The organism is Loktanella agnita (assembly GCF_046640325.1).
GTDB lineage: Bacteria > Pseudomonadota > Alphaproteobacteria > Rhodobacterales > Rhodobacteraceae > Yoonia > Yoonia agnita.
Genome location: NZ_JBJMBF010000015.1, coordinates 18,627 through 42,742 on the forward strand (window position 1 = coordinate 18,627; position 24,116 = coordinate 42,742).

At 57.6% G+C, this 24,116-nt stretch carries 29 protein-coding genes and 1 tRNA gene; 14 read left to right on the plus strand and 16 right to left on the minus strand.

The genetic code is table 11. The annotated features are described in order from the left end of the window. Positions 1–23 precede the first annotated feature (23 nt). Genes ACJ5NV_RS15835 through ACJ5NV_RS15845 form a run of 3 tightly spaced genes read right to left on the minus strand, consistent with a single transcriptional unit; the run spans position 24 to position 2,982 of the window. Complete coding sequence (locus ACJ5NV_RS15835; RefSeq protein WP_411645253.1) at positions 24–1,160, minus strand: hypothetical protein; 1,137 nt, start codon at positions 1,158–1,160, stop codon at positions 24–26. Further along, complete coding sequence (gene rimO / locus ACJ5NV_RS15840; protein WP_411645254.1) at positions 1,153–2,550, minus strand: 30S ribosomal protein S12 methylthiotransferase RimO; 1,398 nt, start codon at positions 2,548–2,550, stop codon at positions 1,153–1,155. The genes ACJ5NV_RS15835 and rimO overlap by 8 nt, the downstream gene beginning before the upstream one ends. A 39-nt stretch (positions 2,551–2,589) precedes the next feature. Beyond that, positions 2,590–2,982 (minus strand): YbaN family protein, encoded by a 393-nt coding sequence (locus ACJ5NV_RS15845; protein ID WP_411645255.1) that lies wholly within the window; start codon positions 2,980–2,982, stop codon positions 2,590–2,592. Between the two features lie 297 nt (positions 2,983–3,279). On the opposite strand from ACJ5NV_RS15845, the gene ACJ5NV_RS15850 reads away from it, so the two are divergent. Beyond that, positions 3,280–4,176 carry a DUF6492 family protein gene (locus ACJ5NV_RS15850; RefSeq protein ID WP_411645257.1) on the plus strand — a complete coding sequence of 299 codons (897 nt, stop codon included), beginning with the start codon at positions 3,280–3,282 and terminating at the stop codon, positions 4,174–4,176. Positions 4,177–4,200: 24 nt separating this feature from the next. On the opposite strand, the gene ACJ5NV_RS15855 is transcribed toward ACJ5NV_RS15850, so the two are convergent. From ACJ5NV_RS15855 to ACJ5NV_RS15875, 5 genes are all read right to left on the minus strand, one after another. Beyond that, the gene (locus ACJ5NV_RS15855) at positions 4,201–5,421 is read right to left on the minus strand and encodes a glycosyltransferase family protein (RefSeq protein ID WP_411645258.1); all 1,221 of its coding nucleotides are present in this window, start codon (positions 5,419–5,421) and stop codon (positions 4,201–4,203) included. Between the two features lie 12 nt (positions 5,422–5,433). Then, complete coding sequence (locus ACJ5NV_RS15860; protein WP_411645260.1) at positions 5,434–6,219, minus strand: HAD-IIB family hydrolase; 786 nt, start codon at positions 6,217–6,219, stop codon at positions 5,434–5,436. Positions 6,220–6,283: 64 nt separating this feature from the next. Continuing rightward, positions 6,284–7,012, minus strand: a complete 729-nt coding sequence (locus tag ACJ5NV_RS15865; protein ID WP_411645262.1) for a Crp/Fnr family transcriptional regulator — start codon at positions 7,010–7,012, stop codon at positions 6,284–6,286. Positions 7,013–7,418: 406 nt separating this feature from the next. Continuing rightward, entirely contained in the window at positions 7,419–7,757 is a 339-nt protein-coding gene (locus ACJ5NV_RS15870) for a hypothetical protein (protein WP_411645263.1), read from the minus strand. 3 nt (positions 7,758–7,760) lie between these two features. Beyond that, the gene (locus tag ACJ5NV_RS15875) at positions 7,761–8,129 is read right to left on the minus strand and encodes an ElaB/YgaM/YqjD family protein (protein WP_411645265.1); all 369 of its coding nucleotides are present in this window, start codon (positions 8,127–8,129) and stop codon (positions 7,761–7,763) included. A gap of 182 nt (positions 8,130–8,311) precedes the next feature. Here ACJ5NV_RS15875 and ACJ5NV_RS15880 point away from each other — a divergent pair, with 182 nt between their 5' ends. Beyond that, on the plus strand, positions 8,312–8,512 hold the full coding sequence (locus ACJ5NV_RS15880) for a DUF1328 domain-containing protein (protein ID WP_411645267.1): 201 nt from the start codon (positions 8,312–8,314) through the stop codon (positions 8,510–8,512). 125 nt (positions 8,513–8,637) lie between these two features. On the opposite strand, the gene ACJ5NV_RS15885 is transcribed toward ACJ5NV_RS15880, so the two are convergent. Next, positions 8,638–9,447, minus strand: a complete 810-nt coding sequence (locus tag ACJ5NV_RS15885; RefSeq protein WP_411645268.1) for a response regulator — start codon at positions 9,445–9,447, stop codon at positions 8,638–8,640. Positions 9,448–9,553: 106 nt separating this feature from the next. On the opposite strand from ACJ5NV_RS15885, the gene ACJ5NV_RS15890 reads away from it, so the two are divergent. From ACJ5NV_RS15890 to ACJ5NV_RS15905, 4 genes are read left to right on the plus strand one after another with little or no spacing between them, the layout of a single operon-like run. Next, on the plus strand, positions 9,554–9,718 hold the full coding sequence (locus ACJ5NV_RS15890; RefSeq protein WP_411645270.1) for a NepR family anti-sigma factor: 165 nt from the start codon (positions 9,554–9,556) through the stop codon (positions 9,716–9,718). After that, positions 9,715–10,269, plus strand: coding sequence for an RNA polymerase sigma factor (locus ACJ5NV_RS15895; protein ID WP_411645271.1), 555 nt, complete (start codon positions 9,715–9,717; stop codon positions 10,267–10,269). The genes ACJ5NV_RS15890 and ACJ5NV_RS15895 overlap by 4 nt, the downstream gene beginning before the upstream one ends. After that, complete coding sequence (locus tag ACJ5NV_RS15900; RefSeq protein ID WP_411645272.1) at positions 10,269–11,969, plus strand: sensor histidine kinase; 1,701 nt, start codon at positions 10,269–10,271, stop codon at positions 11,967–11,969. The genes ACJ5NV_RS15895 and ACJ5NV_RS15900 overlap by 1 nt, the downstream gene beginning before the upstream one ends. Further along, complete coding sequence (locus tag ACJ5NV_RS15905) at positions 11,969–13,507, plus strand: phospholipase D-like domain-containing protein (protein WP_411645274.1); 1,539 nt, start codon at positions 11,969–11,971, stop codon at positions 13,505–13,507. The genes ACJ5NV_RS15900 and ACJ5NV_RS15905 overlap by 1 nt, the downstream gene beginning before the upstream one ends. On the opposite strand, the gene ACJ5NV_RS15910 is transcribed toward ACJ5NV_RS15905, so the two are convergent. Next, positions 13,441–14,511 carry an AI-2E family transporter gene (locus ACJ5NV_RS15910; RefSeq protein WP_411645276.1) on the minus strand — a complete coding sequence of 357 codons (1,071 nt, stop codon included), beginning with the start codon at positions 14,509–14,511 and terminating at the stop codon, positions 13,441–13,443. The two genes, ACJ5NV_RS15905 and ACJ5NV_RS15910, sit on opposite strands and share 67 nt — an antisense overlap. A gap of 109 nt (positions 14,512–14,620) precedes the next feature. Here ACJ5NV_RS15910 and ACJ5NV_RS15915 point away from each other — a divergent pair, with 109 nt between their 5' ends. Then, positions 14,621–14,809, plus strand: coding sequence for a hypothetical protein (locus tag ACJ5NV_RS15915; protein WP_411645278.1), 189 nt, complete (start codon positions 14,621–14,623; stop codon positions 14,807–14,809). Between the two features lie 103 nt (positions 14,810–14,912). Here the strand turns inward: ACJ5NV_RS15915 and ACJ5NV_RS15920 are convergent, their stop codons facing one another. After that, positions 14,913–15,119: a ParD-like family protein gene (locus ACJ5NV_RS15920; protein ID WP_411645280.1), complete on the minus strand. Its 207-nt coding sequence runs from the start codon at positions 15,117–15,119 to the stop codon at positions 14,913–14,915. 118 nt (positions 15,120–15,237) lie between these two features. On the opposite strand from ACJ5NV_RS15920, the gene map reads away from it, so the two are divergent. After that, positions 15,238–16,092, plus strand: a complete 855-nt coding sequence (gene map / locus ACJ5NV_RS15925) for a type I methionyl aminopeptidase (RefSeq protein WP_411645282.1) — start codon at positions 15,238–15,240, stop codon at positions 16,090–16,092. Positions 16,093–16,358: 266 nt separating this feature from the next. Continuing rightward, positions 16,359–16,910, plus strand: coding sequence for a GNAT family N-acetyltransferase (locus tag ACJ5NV_RS15930; protein ID WP_411645284.1), 552 nt, complete (start codon positions 16,359–16,361; stop codon positions 16,908–16,910). Between the two features lie 270 nt (positions 16,911–17,180). On the opposite strand, the gene ACJ5NV_RS15935 is transcribed toward ACJ5NV_RS15930, so the two are convergent. Continuing rightward, positions 17,181–17,369 carry a PLDc N-terminal domain-containing protein gene (locus ACJ5NV_RS15935; protein ID WP_411645286.1) on the minus strand — a complete coding sequence of 63 codons (189 nt, stop codon included), beginning with the start codon at positions 17,367–17,369 and terminating at the stop codon, positions 17,181–17,183. Between the two features lie 70 nt (positions 17,370–17,439). Further along, positions 17,440–18,246, minus strand: a complete 807-nt coding sequence (locus tag ACJ5NV_RS15940) for a formate/nitrite transporter family protein (RefSeq protein ID WP_411645287.1) — start codon at positions 18,244–18,246, stop codon at positions 17,440–17,442. 142 nt (positions 18,247–18,388) lie between these two features. On the opposite strand from ACJ5NV_RS15940, the gene ACJ5NV_RS15945 reads away from it, so the two are divergent. The 3 genes from ACJ5NV_RS15945 (at position 18,389) to ACJ5NV_RS15955 (ending at position 20,847) form a co-directional block, all read left to right on the plus strand. After that, on the plus strand, positions 18,389–19,615 hold the full coding sequence (locus ACJ5NV_RS15945) for a DUF2254 domain-containing protein (RefSeq protein ID WP_411645288.1): 1,227 nt from the start codon (positions 18,389–18,391) through the stop codon (positions 19,613–19,615). 62 nt (positions 19,616–19,677) lie between these two features. Continuing rightward, on the plus strand, positions 19,678–19,890 hold the full coding sequence (locus tag ACJ5NV_RS15950) for a hypervirulence associated TUDOR domain-containing protein (protein ID WP_411645289.1): 213 nt from the start codon (positions 19,678–19,680) through the stop codon (positions 19,888–19,890). Positions 19,891–19,893: 3 nt separating this feature from the next. Continuing rightward, the gene (locus ACJ5NV_RS15955) at positions 19,894–20,847 is read left to right on the plus strand and encodes a DNA topoisomerase IB (protein ID WP_411645291.1); all 954 of its coding nucleotides are present in this window, start codon (positions 19,894–19,896) and stop codon (positions 20,845–20,847) included. A gap of 28 nt (positions 20,848–20,875) precedes the next feature. Here the strand turns inward: ACJ5NV_RS15955 and bla are convergent, their stop codons facing one another. Continuing rightward, the gene (bla, locus tag ACJ5NV_RS15960) at positions 20,876–21,781 is read right to left on the minus strand and encodes a class A beta-lactamase (protein WP_411645293.1); all 906 of its coding nucleotides are present in this window, start codon (positions 21,779–21,781) and stop codon (positions 20,876–20,878) included. A 183-nt stretch (positions 21,782–21,964) separates the two neighbouring features. Here bla and ACJ5NV_RS15965 point away from each other — a divergent pair, with 183 nt between their 5' ends. Together ACJ5NV_RS15965 and ACJ5NV_RS15970 are read left to right on the plus strand one after the other, a co-directional pair. Next, positions 21,965–22,834, plus strand: coding sequence for a LysR family transcriptional regulator (locus ACJ5NV_RS15965; protein ID WP_411645374.1), 870 nt, complete (start codon positions 21,965–21,967; stop codon positions 22,832–22,834). 116 nt (positions 22,835–22,950) lie between these two features. Then, a complete protein-coding gene (locus ACJ5NV_RS15970; RefSeq protein WP_411645294.1) occupies positions 22,951–23,235 on the plus strand; it encodes an SH3 domain-containing protein in 285 nt (94 codons plus the stop codon). Positions 23,236–23,550: 315 nt separating this feature from the next. Here the strand turns inward: ACJ5NV_RS15970 and ACJ5NV_RS15975 are convergent. After that, positions 23,551–23,625, minus strand: a tRNA-Gly gene (locus tag ACJ5NV_RS15975). Positions 23,626–23,723: 98 nt separating this feature from the next. Next, entirely contained in the window at positions 23,724–24,110 is a 387-nt protein-coding gene (locus ACJ5NV_RS15980; protein ID WP_411645296.1) for an MAPEG family protein, read from the minus strand. Positions 24,111–24,116: the final 6 nt, after the last annotated feature.

A 24,116-nucleotide genomic window follows, 5' to 3' on the forward strand; every position in this document is an offset into this window, starting at 1 on the left:
CGGGAAGCGCGTGACTCATCTCCTCACATTTTCTGCTTCACACGGCGCTGCTTATCCCAACGCGTTCTCCAGCGGCCAATGTTGCGAATGAATTCGCCGTAATATCCTGCAACGCTGCGTTCCCGCCTGATCTCAGTGCTGACAGCGTGGACAAGTATTGCGTAGCGTTGTTCGTCTACTTCGCAGAAATCTCGGGTGTCCTGAAACTGATCGAAATTCGGAATATAGGTTCTTTCATCCGTGTTAGGCCGGGTGAAATGTATTCCAAAAACCTGTTCTACCCATTCTAGGTCAGTCCGAGAATCATAAATTGCCGCCGCGCAGTTAGGCTTGAATCGCATGCGGGTTTTGCCAGGAAGCGCGTCATCAATGCGCCGCACGAGTTTGACAAAATCCTTTATTTTCATATGGTCTGCACCTACGCTTGATAGTGGCATGTTTTGAAATCGGACGAGTTCGAGCAGGGCCATCGCTTCTGCCGAGATGCTTGTATTGGAATCCTCGGCAGGTCTAATCAGCAGATCGTTCACGCCGGACGGCATGTAGCGAGATGAAAAATCAGCAATAATGTCCTCGCCAATCAACTCCTTCCTATCGAACTTGTGTACTTTCAGTTCGATTTCCGGATGGGTCAGATAGGGTTCAAGCGCGGTCCTGAACCAGCCGGCCGCTGGTGGATTGTAGCGGGCGCTGTTCTTAGCGCTTTGCTGGCGGCCGGACAGGTATAATGACGCAGGATCCCGCAGATAGGCGACGACCGTGATATGATCAGCGAGCCCAAGCAACGCGGAAATGAAGGTGTCAAACCCAGACCGTGTGCCGCATGAAAAAAACGCTTCAGCGCTCAAAATAATCAGTTCCGGTTTTTTGGTGTAAACTTCGCTGACGATACTGTCCCACGCGTCTTTACTTGCCGACAAGACCTTTTCTTCGGAAGCGCCCATCGTCTGGCGCAGCCGATCCCCTTCACCAGGATCGCCGAAAAAATGCGGCATAATTGGTTTGTGATTGTTGAAAAACGGTGTGCGCGGGTAAAGTACCCCTTGCTGCAATAAAAGTGGCGCAGAATCGCGCAGCGTATACTGTAGCGTGGTTGTTCCGGTTTTTGGGTGTCCGATGTGTAGGATCAGGCTGCGCGCCTTATGTTTGGTTTCAGTCATCTGTTTTGCGCCCCCATAAATCGTATTCTCCGGCCTCTTCGATTTCTACATGAAGGATATCCCCCACGGCCAGCCCCTCCACCCCTTCATCAATAAACAGGTTCCCGTCAATCTCTGGCGCATCGGCCCAAGTCCGACAGGTCGCGATGCCGTCTGCGTCGATGTCGTCCACGATGACCTCTAGCACGCGGCCGACCTTGGAGGCGAGCTTGGCCTCAGAGATCGCCTGTGCCTTGGCCATGAACCGGTCCCAGCGGCTCTGCTTGATCTCTTCCGGGACATGGTCGGGCAGGGCGTTTGACCGTGCGCCTGCGACGTTTTCGTATTGAAAGCAGCCGACCCGGTCCAATTTCGCCTCGTCCAGCCAATCCAGCAGGTGCTGGAACTCTGCCTCTGTCTCGCCGGGGTAGCCGACGATAAAGGTGGAGCGCAGAGTGATATCGGGGCAGATCGCGCGCCATGCGCGGATCTCGTCCAGCGTTTTCGCCCCTGCGGCGGGGCGGGCCATGCGGCGCAGCACGTCGGGATGACTGTGCTGGAACGGGATATCCAGATAGGGCAGCACGCCATTGGTTGGGTCCGCCATCAGCGGGATCAGGTCGCGCACATGCGGGTAGGGGTAGACGTAATGCAGGCGCACCCATGCGCCGAGGCTGCCCAGCTCGCGCGTCAGATCAAGGATGTGGCTGCGGACCTCACCTTCTTTCCACGGGTTCAGATCGTATTTGCGATCCAGCCCATAGGCGCTGGTGTCCTGACTGATCACCAGCAGTTCCTTCACCCCGGCTTGCACCAGCTTTTCCGCCTCGCGCAGCACTGCATGGGCCGGGCGCGACGCCAGCCGCCCGCGCATATCGGGGATGATGCAGAATTTGCATTTGTGGTTACAGCCTTCGGAAATCTTCAGATAGCTGTAATGGCGCGGCGTCAGGCTGACGCCAGAGCTGGGCAGCAGATCAATAAACGGGTCCGGTGCGGGGGGCACATTGGCGTGCACCGCGTCCAGCACCTGCTCATATTGATGCGGCCCAGTCACGGCGAGGATCTGCGGGTGGTGTTCGCGGATATACTCCGGCTCTGCCCCCAGACACCCCGTTACGATGACCTTGCCGTTTTCCTGCAATGCCTCACCAATCGCATCAAGGCTTTCGGCCTTGGCTGAATCAAGGAAACCGCAGGTGTTCACGATCACCGCCTCAGCCCCCGCGTAATCGGGGGAGATCGCATAGCCTTCGGCCCGCAGACGGGTCAGGATGCGTTCACTATCTACCAGCGCCTTGGGACAGCCGAGCGAGACCATGCCGATGGTGGGCTGTCCGGGGCGGATGGCGTCAGAGATTTGCGGCTTGGGCGCAAGGTCGGGGCGAAGGCTGGGCGGGTTTTGTGTCATGGGCTGCCTATAGCGCGGGTCCGGCGGCTTGGGAATGGGTCAGCGCGGGCCGTTGGGGCGTGACAGCACGTAAGTCGCCGCCCCCGCCATGCAAAGCGCCTGGATCGCCAGCGCTGAGGGGCGCAACCCGGCGAGGATGCTGCCCGTCAGCGCGGCCCCCATCATGATCACGGCGATCATTTTATACCGTGGCGCAATCGCCCCATGCGCGCGCCAGTCGGCGATCATCGGGCCAAAGATGCGGTGGTCTTCCAGATAGCGGTGCATCCGGGGGGAGCCGTTGCTGAAGGCAAAGGCGGCCAGAATGATAAAAGGGGTGGTGGGCAGGACCGGCAACAGCACCCCGATGGCCCCCAGCGCCAGCGCGCACCAGCCCAAGAGAAACCAGAGCCCCCGTTTCATGGCGGCGCGAGAGGTGGGCGTGAAGGGCAAGGGCGGTCCTGTCGTGCGGTTACTGGTGCCAAGATAAGCCAAAGCTTGCCCGATGGAAGGGGATCGGGGAAAACTAGCGACCTCTTGATGGCATGGTCACGCTGCCAACGCTGTTGGCAACAGTGATTAAGCGCGTCATATAGGAGAAGATTTAGCGCGCGCAGAGCCTGAGCAGAAAGTATACTGATGTCCGATCCTACTGATCAGCACGACGCCGAAGGGTATGATCGGCGCTGCGATTTCGTAACCGTTTTTTTCCATCAGGAAGTCGACCTGTTGTTGTTGCAGGCACGCACGATGGCGCGTTTCGTGCCACCGGAACTGGTGGGGCAGATTTTTCTAATCGTCAACGATGCGCATGAAACTGAGGTTGCTCAGCAAGTGGAGGCTAATCTCTCTTCTTTCGGTCCGCATGCCAGTCGTGTCAGAATCGTCTGCCCTGACGAAATCATCCTCCGGCACCCGACGCTGATGGGACGCATAAACCAATTCTATGTCCGGCGCTATTATGGAAGTGACCGGCACACCGGCTGGCGCAAGAACCCGGGCTGGAAGCTGCAGCAGGCATTCAAACTGCTGTCTGTTCATCTTGGAAATAGCCCATATATCTGCATTCTTGACGCCAAAAACATGTTCCTGAGCCCGGTCACTTTCGATGATTTCTTCACGGAAGATGGGCGGGCAAAAAGCTACTTGTCGGAAGCGAGCGAACTTTACCAAAGATGGGCCACACAATCGTTCAAGGTGCTGGGGATGGTGCCGCCGGATCAGGACAGGTTGCCGCCCACGGTGACGCCATACCCGGTAACGCGTGCCTTTCTGCAGGATGCTGTTTCCTACCTGACGCGGCGTCTTGGGCCGTTGGAATGGTTTTTTGTGTGCCTTCGGTGGCATGCGACAGAGTTTATGCTTCTTTTTGCTTATGCTGAAATGAAGGGGGGCTGGGACAGGTATTTCCAAGATGGGATGCAGAAACCTGCAACTGCTTTTCGTGGAACGTCCGAGGATGACCTCAATGATTTGCTGAATCGCGCACTTTCCGGCGATGTGCAAACCTTTGCTTTGCACCGTGCCCGTTTCGCGGGTCTGAGCGAAGCGCAACGCCAGAAGATCATCGATCTTTGGTGCAGCGCCGGGATTGTGGATGACACGCAAGAGGCGAAGGAAATTACCAATCGCCTTGCGCAAATCTGACCGTTCAGGTAAGCGCGAAATCCGCTAACTGAATTCCTTCTCATCCGCCGCAGCGGCGGCCCGCAGGTCGCTCAGGAAATCCGGGTCGGCGGAATGCACCCGGTTCCAGGTGGGGATGAACGGTGTTTCGTGGGGGTTTTCGAGGAAGATCTGGCCGGCCCGCATCAGGTTCTCGGCGAAAAGTTCGATTGCGCGTTCTTCTTTGTGCCGGTCGATGGCCAGCCCGTTCATTTTGGCGTCGTTGTAATAGGCGTCCATCAGGTCCAGTGCGATCCGGTAATAGGTGGCCTTGAGCGTGCGAAAGACATTGGGGGTAAACACCGTCCCATCCGCCGCCAGCTTGCGGAAGATCGCCTTGCAGATATCGGTGGACATGCGGCTGAGCCCGGCATCGGTGTCGCCTTCGCTCAGGTCCTGATGTTTGTGGTCGTAAGCGTCCGAGATTTCCACCTGGCAGACCGCCTTGGGCGCGAGGTTCCGCCATGCTTCGGACAGGACCCCGATTTCCAGACCCCAGTCTGACGGGATACGCAGGTCGGGCAGGATCGCCGTGCGCATGGCGAATTCGCCGGACAGCGGGTAGCGAAAGCTGCGCAGGTAGTCGATATAATCCCGGTCCCCCACGACCCGTTTCAGCGCGATCAGCAGCGGGCTGACCAGCAGCCGGGTGACCCGCCCGTTCAGCTTGCCCTCACCAATCCGGGGGTAATAGCCTTTGGCGACCTGATAGGGGAAATTGGGGTTGGCGACCGGGTAGACCAGCCGCGCCAGCATTTCGTTCGTATAGGTCACGATATCGCAATCATGGATCGCCATCACCGCACTGTCGGCGCAGCCGATCAGATAGCCGAGCGATGACCAGACGTTCTTGCCCTTGCCTTGTTCCGCCGGGGCCAGCCCGAGCTGTTCCAGCCGTGCGCCCATTTCCTGCATCCGCGGGCTGTCGTTCCAGATCACGATATGGTTCTGGTTCAGCCCGGCGAAAAATTCCTTGGCGTGGAGGAACTGCGTCTCATCCGCCCGGTCGAGCCCGATGATGATCCGGTGCAGATAGCTGACCTGTGACAGCTCTTGCAGGATGTTGGGCATCGCGGGCCCTTCCAGCTCTGAATAGAGACAGGGCAGGATGAGGGAAATTTTGCGCGTCTGGGCGAAACTGGCCAGTTCCTGTGTCATTTCGGGCACCGACCGGGTGCGCAAATTATGCAGGGTTGTGATGTTTCCGTTCTGATGGAAATCAGCCATGGTCGGTCGTCCTTATGTGAGCGTCAAAGCGTTAACGTGATCCAGCACCGCCTGGTTCCAGCCTGTAGGGCCGGGCAGATTGGTACGGGTGATCTTGCCCTCTGCCTCACCCTTGATCGGGGGCAGTGGGGGGCGGTGCGGGTTCGCCACGATCACCCCGTGATCGGTGGCTTGCAGCATTTCCACATCATTGGGCGCATCGCCCAGCGATAGCGTTTGTGTGGGATGGTATTTTGCGATCAGCGCGTCGATTTGATCGGCCTTGGTATTCCCGAATGAGAGGGTCAGAAAGCGCCCGCCTTCGCGCCCGGTGACCCCGTGGTCCGCCAGCGCCGCCAGAAAGTCGCGCCGCGCTTCGGCATCGCCCTGCCATAGCCCCGGTTCAGAGAATTGCCGCATTTTTGCGCGCTTTGCCGCTTCGATAGGCAGTCCGGTGATATCTGCGACGCCTGTAACGCTCATATCGCCGAAGCCATGAAAGCCGTCCCGCAGAGCGCCGGGCAGTTTTGCCAGCACATCGCGCAGCGCATCATAGCTGCTGGCAGATCCGGTCGGTGCGCTATTTGCAGGCAATAACCCCGCGCCGTTTTCGACAATCGCGGGCCAGTGGCGCAGCCCCATTTCATCCCGCAATGTGCCTATTTCCACGGCGGTTTTACTGCTCGCCAGCACAACCCCGGCACCGATATCATGTAAGCGCCTCAGCGCTGGCTGCGCCGCATCCCATTGATAGCTGTCGTGATCAATCAATGTGCCGTCGAGATCGGTAAAAACAAGCAGCGGAGGTTTAGCAGTCATAACAGGAACAATGCCTTTCCGTCGAAGGGGCGACAAGCCCCGGCCCGATCCGCAGCGCGGGCCATCAGATGATCGGCCGCTTGCGGACGTCCAGATCATCGACTAGGCCGACCTCGGCCAGTTCTTCGATATCAGTCACTTGCAGGACGCCATCGGACCATTGCGCCAATTGGCGCCCGCGCAGGGTGGCCAGCGTTTTGTTTGTATGGACCAGCGACAGCCCCAGCGCGTCGGCGATGTCTTGTTGTTTGTAGGGGAAGCGCATGCGCCGGTTTTCAACCAAGCCCAACGCCTCGCCGCGCAGGAAAATGCGGGTGAACGCCCAGGCCATGGCCTGTAGCGCACTGCGTTGCCCCACCGCAGACAGGGCATCCCCTAGAAAATGTTCTTCGATTGCGGCGAGCCATGTCACGTCAAAGGCGCGATGCGGTTGGTCTTTGAACAGCGACCAGACAGAGGCCCGGTCAAATACGCAGAGCGTCATGCGCGTCGTTGCCTCAACCGAATGGCCCATTTCGCTAAGCAATCCCGCCTGCAGCCCGATAAAATCGCCGGGCATGATCAGGTTCAGCACTTGTCTTTTGCCATTGGACAGAAGCTTGTAGCGCAGCCCCATGCCGCTGAGTACTGTGAAAAGCTGCGGGCTGTTCGATCCCTGCATCAAAATTTGCGTGCCGGGCTCCACAATCAGTTCGCCAGCTTTAAAGCGCTGCATATATGCGACTTCGTCTGCGGTCAGATCTTCGAACAGATCGCGCCGCCGCAAAGGACAGTTTTTGCACTGTGTTGGCACTTTCCCAGCCTCGCTACGTCATATATTAATTCAAAGAATGGCACACTACGTTAATCGAGGGTTAACTTTTAGGTGGGGCAAGCTATGAACAAACGTTTTCTCATTGTCGAGCCGGATCCCATTATCTTGTTGGATTTGCAGGGCATTATCACGGCTGCCTTCCCAGGCTGTGAGGTGATGACCCGCGATTCGTTTCAGTCTGGCCAGAACCTCGATTTCGAAAACGCAGCCCATTCGTGTGTTTTAGTTGGGAGCGGGGCTATGACATCTGACATACAGCCAGCGCTGACCGGTTTGGTTGCCCGAGGTGGCAGGGTCATTATTATTGGATCGACGGTCCCGACAGAGTTTCCTGTTTTGACCGTCGATCTTCCATATTCAACAGAGATGATCACCGAGGCGATTATCAGCGCTTTGCCAGGTGCGATGCCGCCCCCGCCTGCAGGCCATACAGGAACGCCTGCATCATAGGTGGCCCGGCGAAGGGGGCTGCTGCGGCTGCGGGTGCAGCGGCGACCGGTGCAACCATACGCGCGCGCGACCCCATTCCGATCAGGATTAGCCCTAACCCGAAATAGAACCCCGCGATGATTGCGGCGGTGCCGGTGATCCCGATTGTCGGCGCGAGGGCGAACCATGCCGAAACGGTCAGAAACGCCAGCCCCACACCACAAAGCAGCAGGCCCCCGGTAAGGAAGCCTGCGCGCTTGGCCGCGAGGGCCATTCTTGTTCGTATGCCAAACATCACTTATTTCCGGCTGCCCAGATAGCCCAGCAGGAAGCCTGCGCCAGCTGCGATGCCCAGTGCGGTACCGGGGTTGGTGCGCACATAATCTGTTGCCTGATGCTGCAATTCGGTGGCTTGCAGTTTCGCGGTTTCAGCATGATCGGCGGCCTTGCTGCGGACTTCGGCGGCTTTCGCTTTCGCGGCGCTCAGCGCTTCGTCACCTTTTGCACGTCCCAGCGAGCTGATCGTGCTTGTCAGCGATGCGAGGTCGGCTCGCAGTGTGTCGATCTCTGAGCGAAGATCTTCGCTTTTGGCCTCACTTTTCAAAGCAGAGGGTGCGCTGGCCGGACCGGAGATGTTGCCGTTCGGTGTTTTTGTTGCAGTAGCCATAATCTAACTCCTCATGTTGTCTTCATGTCTTCGCAAACCCAACACACCCGCCGTGCTGCGGTTCCTCTAATTCGCAAAAAAATATGGTGGAACCAGATCGCCGCAGTTCAACTTGTATCGGTATCAAACGCGGTGGATCGTGCCGCATAAATTCAGAAACGAAACAAGAAAAGGAGCAAGCAATGTTAAATTATGCACTGACGTTTTTAGCTATCGCTTTGATTGCGGCTCTCTTCGGGTATGGCGGTATCGCCACGGCCTCCGCAGGCATCGCGCAGTTTATCTTTGTGATCTTCCTGCTACTGTTCATTGGATCGCTTTTCCTGCACGCAATGCGGGCGACGAATAGCAATGATCGTCGCAGGTCAGAGAGTACGCAGTAATGAGACCGGTCGCCGCAATTTGCCCTGCCAGCAGGGCCAGTTGGACGCCCAACGCAATCACGAAGCAATAAAAACCCCGCCATCGTTCAGAGGCGGGGTTTTTGTTTTAACTGAGACTGTTTGGCTTAGCTTTTCAGCGTCGCCGTTGATGCAAAGAACATTGCTTGGCTGACAGCTGACTGCACCTGCGCCTCGTGGAAGGGCTTGGAGATCAGGAAGGCTGGTTCGGGCCGGTCGCCGGTCAGCAGGCGTTCCGGGAAGGCCGTGATGAAAATCACCGGCACATCCATCATCTCCAGCAGATCATTCACAGCATCAATACCGGACGAGTTATCGGCCAGCTGAATGTCGGCAAGGATCAGATCGGCATTTGATTCCGCACCCAATGCGACGGCTTCCTTGTGGGTTCGGGCAACGCCGACAACCTCGTGGCCAAGACTGCTGACGATGGCGGTCAGGTCGGCTGCGATAATCGGCTCATCCTCGATGATCAGCACGCGGCCCTTGACGCTGTTTGCCAGTTCTTCGTTGGCTGCCCCAATTAATCGCCGTACCTCGTCAATGTCCGTCTGCATGATTTTTGCCACGTGATCCAGGCTGAACTCTTCGATCGTGCGTAGAAGCAGTGCCTCGCGCGAGTTTGCGGTCAGCTTGGCCAGTAAGCCTTGGGCACGCCCACGCAGACTGTCTTCGGGTTCTGCCAGTTGTTGGCCGGAAGTGACCCAAATCGCGTGAAAGCACTTGAAGAGGTTGACTTTGATCGGGTCGGCGTTTTCAAAGGGAGAACGATCCTTAAGGATGATTTCAAGCGTTGCAACAGTGTACTTATCTCCGCGTGACTGCGACCCTGTCAAAGCCCGTGTATAACGTCGCAAGTAAGGGAGTTCCGCTGCGATGAGATCGGAGAAATTTGCCTCCGTATCAGTTTGGTTCATCTTTCTGGCCTTTTCTATCATTTCTATGGAACTTAACGCGATGCATGGCGGTTAGTTCCGTGGTGTGGTAGATAATTGAAGTTAAAACTGAGGCGCAAGTAGGCAAATGGCAAGCGAAGACGACCCTAGGCAGGCAAAAATAGCGAAGTATATCGACGAAAATCTAAAACAGGTTTTCTCGGAATTGGAGCGTGACGACATGCCCGATCAAATTATTGATTTGCTTTCGGTCCTGCGAGCGCAGGATCAAGACCATAAGAGTCATAAATGAGCAACATGGATCCTAAGGAAGAGCTGGTCACGCACCTGCCTGCCTTGCGGGCTTTTGCGCTCAGTCTGACACGAAATCGTGCGACCGCCGACGATATGATGCAGGACACTGTATTGAAAGCCTGGTCGAACATGGACAAGTTTACGCCCGGCACCAACATGCGCGCCTGGCTGTTCACGATTTTGCGCAACAATTTCTACACTAGTCGCCGCAAGCTCAACCGTGAAGTCGCGGATATCGACAACGTCTTTTCTGAAAAGATGTCGGTTAAGCCAGACCATGACGGCCGCTTGCAGATGCGTGATTTCAAAACTGCTTTTGACCGACTGCCCGATGAACAGCGCGAGGCGTTGATACTGGTAGGCGCATCCGGGTTTTCCTACGAAGACGCCGGGGTCATGTGTGGTGTCGCGACCGGTACGATGAAAAGCCGTGTAAACCGGGCACGGGGCAAGTTGACGGAATTGTTGAAACTGGACGCTGATGAGGCGCTCGAGCTGACTGATACTGCGACGCTTGCGGTGGTCGGCAACCCTGCCATGCCTTCCTAATGATACGTACCTTTTTTAGTAGCCTGCGCACGCAGATCGTGCTGTTGCTGACGCTCGCCCTTTTGCCATTGGGGTCGATCGCCATCTATCAGACCAACCGCGTCGCTACAGAAGCCAATAACAACGCTGAACTTGCGCTTCTGGCGTTAACAGAAAGCGCTGCAAAGGAAGAAGAGTTGATCATCGAACGGGCCAGCGGCGCGGCATCACTTGTCGCGGCGATGGCACCGACGTTTCTGCAAGACCCCGACCGATGTACGCGGGACCTTGGGGCGTATATTTCACGATACGAACGCTATAGCTTTATCGGAATTATTCCGGCCTCAGGTTTAATGACATGCTCGTCCTCTGGCCGTGAATATGACTTCACCGATGTGGAAAACTTTCAAAAGTCGATTGAAGCGAAAAAGCGTCTGATCCTGGTCAACACGCGTGGCGCAATCAGCCAAGAATCAGTATTCATCGTCTCGCAGCCGTATTACCTTGATGGGAATTATGGTGGCTTCGTCTCTGTCTCCATCCCGCATCTGGGATTGCGGCTGCCGACAGATGATCTGGAATCGCTTGGCCTCGCCGATCTCATCACAATCAATGATGACACAGATATCCTGACCGCACGTGGCGGCATTGAAGAAGCTGCGGATGAACTTCCTGCGTTGCGCACTTTTTCCAGCTCTTTGGCGACAGGCAAACTGTCCTTTCGCGGTGTGAACCAGCGGGGCGAGCGGCGTATCTACACGGTCGTGCCCATCAAAGGCAGCCCTGCAACTGTGATCGGCGTTTGGCGCACAGATGTCGGACTTGCCGCAGGGCAGGCAACGGTTGGGCCTGCGGTGTTCCCGGTTCTGATGTGGATTGCGAGCATGGTTGTCGCAATGCTTGCTCTGCATACGCTTGTACTGCGCCACATTTCGCGGCTGCGCAAAAATATGGATACATTCGCTGAAACCCGCAACGCCGAGGCAATCAGCCGTCCGGGCACCATGCCGGCAGAGATGCGTGCGCTTTATGTCAACTTCACCCAGATGACAGACGACATTCTGCGCGAAGAGGCCGAATTGGAAGACGCCCTGCGCGAAAAGAACGTGCTGATCAAAGAAGTCCATCACCGGGTTAAGAATAACCTACAGCTGATCTCTTCCATCATGAACATGAAGATCCGCCTGGCTGAACATGACGAAACCAAATCGGTTTTGTCACGCCTGCAGGATCGGGTGCTCAGCCTCGCAACGATCCACCGTGATTTGTACCAATCGCAGCACGGCGGCATGGTCGATGTCGGCGGCCTGATTTCGGATGTGGTGCAGAAATCGTTTGAAATGGGCGCGGATCTCCAAGGGGATATTGATGTGCACACGGATATCGAGCGGGTTCTGCTTTATCCCGATCAGGCGGTGCCACTGTCGCTGATGATGGCCGAAGCGATGACCAACACGATGAAATATATCGGGATACCCGCCTCAGGGCGTCCGTGGATCAATGCCAGTCTCAAGCAGGATGGTAAAATATGTACTGTCACGCTCAGCAATTCCATCGGTGCGCATGACAATGTCGAAAGCACCGGGCTGGGTGGCCAGTTGATCAATGCGTTTGTGATCCAATTGGGTGGCAAGCTTGAAAAAGAGAAAACAGACGATTCCTACATGATGACGCTGACGTTCGAGATTGAAGAATTCGAACCTGAAATACGGGATTTCTAATGTCTGACACGGCGCGGCGGCGTTTCGATATTCTGATTACCGCAGCAGAGGCTTTTCCCGCGTTCGAGCGTGAGTTTCTGCGCGCGCAAAAAGAAATCATTGCAAGCTTTCGGGTGTTTGACCCGTGGACGACCCTGCGTTCGCCAGAGGCGCGCAAGATTGGCCCCACCTGGTTCGATCTGATCACCGACACGCTGAACCGCAAGGTGTCCGTGTCCATCGTGATCACCGACTTCGATCCTGTGGCCTGTCATGATTTGCATGCCGGTACTTGGTCCAGCCTGCGCGCCCTGCGCGCCGCGGCAGAAGCATCGCGACACCCTGAACTCCTGACGGTCAGCGCCGCCATGCATCCAGCCCGCGTCGGGCTGCTGCCGCGCACGGTGCTTTGGCGTCGGTCCATCAAGGAGCTCAGCCAAAACCTGGAGGCCTATAACGCCCTGCCAAAAGCAGAGGCGCAGGATCGCCTGCGCGAGGTCCCCGGCCTGCGCGCCTTGGTCGAATGGAAAGGTGACAAGCTGGTTCCCAAACGGGGAAAGCCACCACCGCTTGTCCCTGTCAGCCATCACCAGAAACTGGCCGTGTTCGACAATGAAACCCTCTATATCGGCGGGCTTGATCTGGACGACCGGCGCTATGACACACCTGAACATCGCCAATCTGCCGAACAGACATGGCATGACGTGCAGGTGATCGTCGATGGTCCAATCGTGGCCGAGGCCGCAGCGCATATCCGGAATTTCCGGGCCATTGCCGCAGGGCAGGCGCCCGGCCATTGCGCACATCTGCTGCGGACCATGTCAGCCCGGCGCAGCTTTCCCTTGCCGCGCCTGTCACCCAAAGCGGTGCTCAGCGAAATGGCTGACGCGCATAGCGCCCAGATCGCCAAGGCGAAGCGGCTGATCTATCTGGAAACCCAGTTCTTTCGTTATCGCAAGCTCGCCCGGCAATTAGCAAAACGGGCGCAGGAAAACCCTGATCTGCAAATGATCCTGATCCTGCCCGCCGCCCCGGAAGAGGCCGCGTTTAACAATAGCACTGGTACCGATGTAGCCTATGGCGAGCATTTGCAGACCGAATGCATCAAGATCGTTCGCAAGGCGTTTGGCGACCGGCTGTTCATCGGCTGCCCGGCCCAGCCGCGCACCGGCAGCGCCGACAAACGGGCGGCGCATTATGGCGCGCCCATCGTCTATGTGCATGCCAAAGTGTCGATCTTTGACGATGCGCATGGGATCATTTCTTCCGCCAATCTGAACGGGCGCAGTTTTGGCTGGGATACCGAAGCCGGGATTCCAACCGGCAATACCGAGGAAGTGAAGGCGCTGAAAAAACGCTGCTTTGACCACTGGCTAGGCGCGGATGCGGATCCGGCCTGCTATGATGACGCAACCGCCCGCGAAGCCTGGGCGGGGCGTGCGGCACGCAATGCGCAGCTGCCGCCTGATCAGCGGCAGGGCTTTTTACTGCCTTATTCTGTCGCGCCCGCCGAAGAGGTTGGATATAATGTGCCCGCCGTCCCGGAAGAGATGGTCTGAGGCACAACCGTGCTTTTGTAGACGGTAATGCACCAAACCAGCAACGGGATGGCGATAATCCCCCCGATGGGCCCCCACAACCACAGCCAGAATACCAGTGACAGAAAGATCAGCAGCGGGTTCACCGACAGGCTGCGCCCGACCATTGTCGGGGTTACAAATTGTGCCTCGATCGCGTTCATCATCAGATAGATTAACGGCGGCGCAAAGCTGAGCGCGCCATCAAACATCACGATTCCGGTGACGGTCAGCATACCAAGCAGCACAATCGGGCCAAGATACAGTACATAGTTCAGAGCAAAGGCCAAGATGCCCCACAGGATGGGGGAGGGCATGCCGAGTGCTTTCATCACGATGACAATCAGCACGCCGAAGCTCAGGTTGATGGCGCTGATCGTCAGCACATAGCGCGACACCTGCTTGCCAGCCTCGCGCAGCTCTTCCTCACCCAGACGGCGAAAGGTCTCGCCGGCCCAGTCATACAGGCTGTTACGGGCCATCAGGAAGAAATACAGCGTGCCGGTGAAAATCATCAGCTGGGCGGCAAATTGCGGCGCGTAGAACAGCGCATCGGTCAGGGTTGGAATACTGACCGGCTCATCATCATCTGACGCCTCCCCCGCATCACCGCCGGTATCAATGGCGTCGGCCATGTCCTCGGACATCTGCTCCAGCCCGCGCAGGATGCGTTTGAATTCATCAATGGTGCCGCGCAGCTCGTCCCAGATCACCGGGGCCCTGTTGATCACTTGTGTCACATAGGGTTCGATCAGCAAGAGCAGCACGAGGATCGTCAGCAGGGCCAGCATCACGGACAGAAATGCAGCAAGCGCGGACGGCAGGCGCAGCTTGTCCCAGAAATCGGACAGGGGGGTCAGAACCACCCCCAGCAGCAGCGCCGCCACGATGGGGGCAAAGACATTCCGGGCTTCGCGCAAAACGGCGAAAACCACCACGATTGTCAATATTGTCAGACAGATGGTGGGCAGGGACCGTTGCGCCATATGAATTCTCCTTCGCGACTTAACGCCGCATACACGAAAACGTTCCCGCATTTGCGGAACGTTGCATCTTCATAGGCGTTTACCCCGCAACATCAAAAGGAGAATGACAATGTCAGCACCTGACACAAATATTGACCGGCAAGCCAAACGTCACAAAGGCCCGCTTTGGGGCATGCTGACGGCTGTTGCCGTCGCTGGACTGTTGCTTCTGGGTTATCTGCTCTGGATCGCCGAAGAAGGTGACGCGCCCTACGAAGATCAAGGCACCGCACCCGCCAGCGCCCCGGCATCCGAATAACACCGCACCGCGTATTTGGCTTTAACGGGTTGCAAAGGCCCCGGCGCGCTGCGTCGGGGTTTTGTTTTGCGGGAATGCCGTGCGCCTGCACATCTTTCAGGTTTCAGGCGGCTGCGACCTTCGGCGCCTGAATCTCGGCGTTTTTAAGCTGCTGCGCCATGATCTCAGTAAAGGGTATGGTTGGGTTTGCTTCGGCCAGCATACCAACCTTTATCCAGAACTCCGCCTGCGCATTGATGGAACGGCACATGACCGAACTCGCCTTGCGCAACTCTTCGTGCAGATCATCCCCAATTTTCACAATACCCATAGACGTGACTCCTGCATGTGAATATACGTTTTGTATATGATTCGTATACACGCGTAGCAGGTAACCGGTCAACCGGAGCTTTGTTGCGACGCCGTGAAATATGCCGAAAGGACGCATAATGGTCAGCTATATCGACGTTCCTGTCGCGCCAAAGGCACAGGAGGCGCGCAGAACCGAAAGTATCAAGCTCTATGGGCCAGACGCCTTTGCGGGGATGCGCCGCGCCGGTGCCTTGACCGCCAGATGTTTGGATGGCGTGGCCGATCTGATCCGCGATGGCATTGCTTTGGCGCAGATCAATCGTTTCGTTCTCGACTTCGCGGCCTCCCATGATGCCACGCCCGCGACGCTGGGCTACAAAGGTTACCAATACGCCTGCTGCACATCGGTTAATCACGTGGTCTGCCACGGCTTTCCAACCGACAAAAAGCTGCGCGACGGCGATATCGTGAATATCGATGTGACGCTGATCCATGACGGCTGGCACGGTGATTCAAGCCGGATGTATGTGGTGGGAAAACCGAAACGCGCGGCTGAACGGCTGATCCAGATCACGCATGAGGCGATGATGCAGGGCATCAAAGCTGTGCGACCGGGGGCGCGCCTCGGTGATATTGGCAACGCGATCCAGCGCTACGCACAGTCTGAACGCTGCTCTGTGGTGCGCGATTTTTGCGGCCATGGCATCGGTCAGGTTTTCCACGATTCCCCCAATATCCTGAACTTCGGCAAAGCCGGGACTGGCCCCGAACTGCGCGAGGGCATGATTTTTACGGTGGAACCGATGATCAATCTGGGACGGGCGGATGTGAAAATGCTCGCGGACAATTGGACCGCCGTGACGCGGGACAGGTCCCTTTCAGCACAGTTTGAGCATTCGATAGGTGTGACCGCCGACGGGGTTGAGATTTTCACGCTGTCGCCGACCGGCCTGCACGCGCCGGGGATCGCGCTGAAAACCGTGCCTGCATAGCGGTGCGCCGTGGGTGTCACGACACCTAAGGTTCCCATAAATAGGCCCCCGCAGTAGTATAGGATACATTCCGCGCTACAAGATACGGGCGCTGCGTTTTCTCATCGCCCGTTATTCGTGTGAGGGTGCTTACATGGCATATGAGTCGTTTCGAAACGTTGACGAAATGCTATCATTCGCGCAGCATGCTGAAGTCAAATGGCAGGTTTGAACCCTCTTTGACATACTGAATTGCGATGTTGGCGCAGAACTGAAAAGCTGTTCACATGACACAATCTTCTTTCTTGGTACGGCCTGCTACCATTTCGGACGCTGGAACAATTGCATCAATCAATGTCACGTCATGGCAAGAAACTTACGTAGGCTTGATGCCATCGGAAGTGATTTCTCGTGTAACACAAGAAGGTAGGTCAAGAATGTGGACCGACATCCTCAACAGCGCTGAGGTGACGGGAAGCCTTGCGGTGTTTGTTGCGGAACTTGATGACGAAGCGGTCGGATATGTCTCTGTTGGAAATCAAAGGGATAAGGGACTTTTGGAAAGAGGGTTCAGTTCAGAAATCACTGCTATCTATGTCCTCGAAGCAGCTCAACGACTGGGTATAGGGCGCGCGCTTTTGCGGCATGGCTTTCATCATTTGACAAAATTCGACCATACCGCATCCTCGCTTTGGGTTCTCGATTCAAATAGAAAAGCGCGTGGCTTCTATAAGGCAAGTGGTGGTGAAAAAGTATCGGAACGTGAAGAAGTGAGATCCGATACAACACTGCGCGAAGTAGCGTATGGATGGTATAAACTCAGTTCGCTCAGCGCCTGAAACAACATTCCATTGCAGAAAATTGGAGGTCCGCTTCGTCCCACATAGCGGACCAACACGATATGCGGTCTCCCCGGTTTTGAGGTGCAAAATAACGCCATTCACGGGGAGTGCGAACTTCCCATCTCACTGTATGTAGAAGTTAGGGTCTCGTCGAAACTCGGGCGTAAATACAGAAACCTGCCAGCTTTCCAGCCGACAGGTTTCAGAGGTCTAGGCCCTACAGAACGAAAGGGCTCCAGTGTTCTGCGAGGGCCTTTTGTTTGCGATTTATACCAGTCGCTGTGCGGCGCGTGGTCCGGCGATCAGCCAGATGATAAAGCCGATGACCGGCAGAACCAGAACCAGCAGCGTCCACAGGACCTTTGATCCGGTCGATGCGTTCGAGCTGATGATTGATACGATGGCCCAAATGTCCAGGACCAGAATGAAAAATCCGCCAATACCTGCATATTCCATTGCGATATACTCCGTTTTACTGCGTGTTGAAAAGTAAACACACAACGCCGCAATTGGTTCCGTGGCGCGGTTAATCTTTGCTCAGCTCATTGCGGACCTGCCCGAACGCAAGCAGTGCAAAGATCGCGGTGCCGCCCAGAATGTTCCCTGCAAGCACCGGCAGAAAGAACCGAAACAGGGCCTCGGCCGGGGGCAGGGTGCCTTGCAGGACAAGGAACGCCATTTCCACCGTGCCTGCCACCACATGGGAAAAATCACCCGCCGCAATCAACCATGTGAAAATGAGGATGACAAAAAAGCCAAACCCTTCGGATTCCGGCATCATCCAGACAATCGCCGCGATCAGCACACCGGCGGGAATGGCCCGCTGAAACGCCTCTTTGGCAGGGAATCCTGTGGCGTGCATCGAAAGCTCGTTCATCGCAGGCAGCAAATCCGGCGGGATGGCGGCTGTAAGGGCAAAGACACCAGCGACCATGAAACCGCCAATCACATTGGCCACCAGTACAATCGACCACAGTGCCAGCATACGCGAAAAGATCGTCATGCTCGGCCGATGCATCACCGGCAGCACCGTGCTGATCGTATTTTCGGTGAACAGCTGCATCCGGCCAAGGATCACCGCCAGAAAGCCCAGACTATAGCCCAGATTTTCGACCAGATAGCGCCAGTCTGCGTCGGGTAGATAGGTGCGAAAGATCGCCTCGCCCAGCACAGACAGTGAAATCATGATGCCGGCAGCAATGCCGGACCAGAACAAGGATTTATTCGGGCGGGCGAGCTCTTCCAGCCCGTCCTGCCGGATCACCTCAAAAATGATCTTGGGGGACAGGTTTTCAGCCTGCTTGACGGCGGCCTCTTCTTCTTTTTCGTCCATGATCCTGCCTCGCCTATTCCCCGGTCAACGCAATGTCAGCGGGTTTTGTTCCCGGTCAGGTGGAACAGATGATGTTTCAGCGCGTTCGTTCAGGTTACAAACAAAAAACAGCGGTATGAGACCGCAGAAAGGCGACAGATCAATGGGCAAGCGCGCGCGCCTTTTTAAATTCTTGCAGGATGTCCGGGCCAGCTATTGGTTCCTGCCCTCCATCCTTGTGATCGTGGGGCTGATCCTTGCGGCAGGCAGCGAATGGATCGACCGCAATGCCGACCTGTTGCCGATGAACCTGCCAGATACGCTGATTGACACGCAGGCCGATGGTGCCCGCGCGACCCTGTCGGTCATAGCGCAATCAATCATCGGCGTGGCCGGGGTGATGTTCTCGATGACCATCGTGGCGGTCTCTTTTGCATCGGGCAATTTCGGGCCGCGGCTGATCGGGAACTTCATGCGTGACCGGGGCAATCAATGGAGCCTTGGCATCCTGATCGCCACGTTCGTCTATGCGCTGGTCGTGCTGTCATCGGTGCAGGACGCGACAGAAGGCGTCGATCAATATGTGCCGCAATATTCGCTGATCTTGGCGCTGCTGCTGACCCTCGTGAGCGTTTTCACGATGATCTATTTCGTGCATCACGTCCCGGAAACGATCAACGTCAGCCGGATTTCCTCTGGGCTGGGGACCCGGCTGGAAAACCAAATTCGCGTTTTGATTGATGGGCGGGCGGACGAAGAAGACGGCAACGACTGGCCCGACGGACCACCGACAGCTCGGCTGACAGGCACGCTTTCGGGCTATATCCAGACTTGCAATATCGACCGTATCCACACACTGGCGGCAGAGAATAATTGGCACATCCGCATGTCCCCGGCCATTGGGGAATTTGTCACATGCGCGACCGAAATCTTTGGCATCTGGTCGACCGAGCCTGTCACAGATGACCAGCGTAATGCGCTGATGGGCTGCTATGCTGTCGGCTCTGCCAAGACCGAAAACCAGAACCCCGCCTTCATGGCCGAACAACTAGTCGAGATGATCGCGCGCGCCCTGTCACCCGGTGTGAACGACCCCTATACCGCGATGGATTGCCTGAACCGTCTGAGCGGGGCGCTGACCGTGGCCTCCGTCTACAAAGACGGGCTCAGCGCAGAAGAGGGCACGCGCTTTCGCTACCCCAAGCTTAACTTTGCGGGGCTGTTCGCCGTCAGCTTCCCGCTGTGTCGGCAATATGTGCGCCCCGATGATGTCACCCGCCAGCACACACAACACTTGTTGGAAAATCTGGCAGAGGTCGCACGCCCGGCGGATCGGCACCTGATCACCAGCGAGCTTGCGGCGCTGACCCCCGACAGCACGGCGATCTGACATCACGGAACCGAATGTACCTGTCCTGCGTTTGCGATCAGACAAACCGACAGGACAAGATCATGGCAATCAGCACCGGCGACACGGTCACTTGGGAATGGGGCAACGGCAGCGCCAGCGGGACGGTGGAAAAAACCTATACCACGTCCGTCACCCGCACCATCAAAGGGTCAGAGATCACGCGCAACGGCAGCGATGACAATAAGGCGCTTTATATCAAGCAGGATGACGGTGATGCCGTGCTCAAGCTTGAATCCGAAGTGTCCGAAGGCTGACCCGTGGCGCCGCTGGTCTATTACCCTGATGATCAGCCGGGGATCCGACGGCAGAAACGGGGCAGGGGGTTCAGCTACCTCGCGCCCGACGGGACGACGATAGACGATAAGGCAGAGCGGACGCGGCTCGCTGCAATGGCAGTGCCACCCGCCTATGTGGATGTTTGGATGTGCCCGCTGGCGCATGGGCATCTGCAAGCCACGGGGCGCGACGACCGGCAGCGTAAGCAATACCGCTACCACCCCGACTGGACCGCCGCGCAGGCACAGGTGAAATTCGAAAAGCTCATTGATTTCGGCCACGCCCTGCCGCGCATCCGGCGCACTGTCAGGCGGCATCTGTCCGAAGATGCGGGGGAAAAGACCTTTGCGCTCGCCAGCGCCGTCGCGATGATTGACCGGCTGTCGCTGCGGGTGGGGCACGATAGCTACACCCGCGAAAACGGCAGCTACGGCGCGCTGACCCTGCGCAGGCGGCATGTGAAACTGGCGGAAGGAAAAATCGCGCTCAACTATGTGGCCAAAGGCGGCAAGCGGGTGCGGCGGCAACTGGCGGACCGGACCCTGTCGCGGATCCTGAACAAAATCGGCGACCTGCCCGGCGCGACCCTGCTCAGCTGGTTGGACGATCAGGGCGCGCCGCAAACGCTCAGCTCTGAGGCGCTCAACAGCTATATCGCCGACAGCGCGGGCGGCGCCTTCACGGCCAAAACCTTTCGGACATGGGCCGGCACCCTCGCGGCCTTCGAAGTGGCGGCAGAAGGGCCGGTCACGATCAAAGCCATGTCAGACGCCGCCGCCGCACGGCTGCACAACACGCCCACAATCGCGCGCAACAGCTACATCCACCCTGATGTGATCGCGCTGTCAGAAGGCGATGTGACGCTGGCCGAAGGACCCAAGACCGCCGATCTGCGGCAAGCTGAGCGGCGCTTGCTGGCCTATCTGGAACGCTGAGGCCGGCGCAACCGTGCCCACAATCTGCTCAGCGCAGTGTGACGGCGTGATGCGCCTGGATATAAGCCACAGCCGCGGCCCCCAGCTCAGAGATCGCCGCATTCCGTGTGTCCCAGTCTACCAGTGTGTCGGAGACATAGAGCGCAACAAAATAGCGCGATCCGTTCTCTGACGTCAGCATCGCGACGAGGCTACGTGTGTTATCGCCGCCACCTGACTTGTCGGACACATGCCAGCCCGCCGGTACATGGGGCCGGATCAGTGCAGCGGTCACACCGCCATCACCCATCCAATTGGCAAGATGCGCCCGCGATTCATGTGACAGTACATCCCCCGTCAGCATTGTTTCCCAGCTTGTAGCCATCGCCACTGGGCTCGTCGTGTCGCGCGGGTCGCCGGGCACAAAACTGTTCAGGTCCGGCTCCTTGCGGTCCAGCCGCGTGACCGTGTCCCCGATCCGGCGCATATAAGCCGTTACCTCAGCCGTGCCGCCCAGTCGGTCGATCAGCAGATTGGCCGCACCATTGTCGCTCATATCAAGCGTCGCACGGCAAAGTGTGCCGATGGACAGGGGCTCGCCAGTCTGGTCGCGTGTAACGGGTGCGTGGCCGTGAATTTCCTCGGGCCTGACCAGAAGCGACTCATCAAGCGACAGGGTGCCGTGGTCGACACGGTCAAGGACGGCTCCGCACAGCAGGGATTTGAAGGTACTCGCCATTAGAAACCGCTCAGTCTCGCGGTGACCCCATTGCCAGTCCGTTCCTGCGTGTTTGATGAAAACGCCGATACGGGCGTGCATAGTGGATTCAAGCCGGGCGACCGTAGCTGTAAGCGCCTGTTGTTCGGCGGTCTGTGCCGCTGCTTGGCCGGCGGGCCAGGGCAGGCACAGGGCCAAGGCGGCAAGCGCATGAAATAGAGAGGATGGGATATGCATTTCGGGTGCTCATTCTAGGGCCGTGCAGGTACCTTCCCCACACGCGCAGGCGCGGGAACAGGCAGGTGCCGGTATGGGGTTAAAAGAATACGACACGACTTCATGTCGTGCATTTTCAATACAATGTCCGTATTTCCCATCACAAACGACAAATCCTATCGCGCGCCATAAGATGGAGTCATGCTGATGGACAGACCGGACATCCCGCTGAACGCCTTGCGCACCTTTGAAGTCGCCGCGCGGCAAGGTAGTTTCACCCGCGCCGCGGTGGAACTCCGGGTCACGCAGGCCGCGGTCAGCCACCAGGTTGCCCGGCTGGAGGACCTGCTAGGCGTGACGCTTTTCACCCGCAGTTCGGGCGGGCTGCTGCTCTCGGAAGAGGGCAAGGCGCTCTTCCCGATGCTGGAACGATGCTTTGACACGATCGGCAGGGCGCTGGACATGGTAGACGGGCGGCGACATGTCACTGTGATCCGGGTCGGTGTTGTCAGCACATTTGCGCTGGGCTGGCTGATGCCCCGGCTGCCCCGGTTCCACGACAGCCATCCGCATGTGGATCTGCGGCTCTTCACCAATAACAACCGGGTCGAGATCGCCCGCGAGGGGCTGGATATTGCCATCCGGTTCGGCAAGGGGCCTTGGCCTGAGCATGAGGCCGTGCAGTTGATGGAGGCACCGATCACGCCACTCTGCACCCCTGCGCTTGCCGCTGAACTGCGCGGGCCCGCGGATCTGGCGGGGCGGACGCTGCTGCGCAGCTACCGCGCGAATGAATGGAAACTCTGGTGCGCCGCCGCCGGGGTCGATTGTCCTGCGCTTGACGGTCCGGTGCTTGATTCCTCTGTCGCGATTGCAGAGCTTGCGACGCTGGGACAGGGCATTGCCCTGCTGCCGGTGGCGATGTTTCAGCGGCAGATCGCGGCGGGGCAGCTGGTTCAGCCCTTCCAGACGCTGCTGCCCGCCGGGGGCTACTGGCTGACCTATCCGACCGGACGCAAACTTGACGCAGCAACGGGCGACTTCCTGCACTGGATACGGCAGGAGCTGGGGTAGGACATGTCATACCCGGAACGGCGGCAATCCGCACGCCAGCCATGGCGGAGCTCAGGCGCAGGCTAGGATTTCACCCGTACCCGGTCTATGCAGGGAAAAACGAAAGAGGTCAGAGCATGCGCAAACGCACCCTTCCCATCCTTATTACCGCCGTCCTTCTCGCAGGGTGCAGCGGCGTCGGCGGTGACCGGACCGTGGTCGAACGGACCGGGGCAGATCAACTGCTGAAACTGCGGGCCGGGCCGGGGCTTGGTTATCGGGTGATCCTCGGGCTGCCCGACGGAACCACGCTGAACCGGCACCACTGCGTGACAGAAGTCGGCCAGCGCTGGTGCCGGGTTTCTCTGAACGATGCGCCAAGGGTTTCGGGCTTCGTCTCTGCTGATTATCTTTCGGACTGAGGGGGCGACGCAAAACCCAGACGACACCTGAATTTCAGCGTGTCCGCTGGGTCGCACGAAAGACTTTTCGTATGCCCCTGCACCTTTAATGTTGGAGCAGGTTTTACATTATGATGAGCGATCTCGCGGGATGTAGGTCAATAGAGGCTGAAATCATAGATTTCAAAGCTTTAGACTATACGCAATATTTCAGGCATTTCGTCAATCGTTACAGGTGCAAAAGCTGAACAGGTTTGTCACATCCAGCCTCCTGAAACGACGAAAGGCCACCCGAAGGTGACCCTTATCGTAACTGGCTGGGTTGGCCAGTTTATTTGGAGCGGGCGAGGCGATTCGAACGCCCGACCCTAACCTTGGCAAGGTTATGCTCTACCCCTGAGCTACGCCCGCATCCGTGTCGTGAGCGCTGATCTATAAAGAGTCAGCGCGCTCTGCAAGACCAAAATCACCAATCGGCAGAGTTTTTTCGTGACACCCCGATCCGCCCATCAAAACAGTGCCGCAAAGAGCAACCAGAACGCCGACAGCGCGATCATGATCATAGAGAGCAACATGCCCGCTACACGCAGTTTGAAATTCATCGGGTGTCGCCAAAAGGCGGCCGCATGGGCGATCCGCCCCAGCAACAGCATTGCCCCCAGCAGATGCACGGCCCAAGCTGCGCCGCCGTTCAGCTCGACCAGCGCCAACATGATGATCCCGATGGGTGCATATTCCGCGCAATTGGCATGGGCGCGGATGCGTTGGCGCATCGCCGGGTCATCCTTGTCGCCCAGCGAAATCCGTTTGGCGCGGCGATAGGCGATCACGCGGATCGTCAGGATCAGGTAAAGCAGCGCGACAATCGCCGCATAGGGGGCCGTGATAATCAGCATGATGCC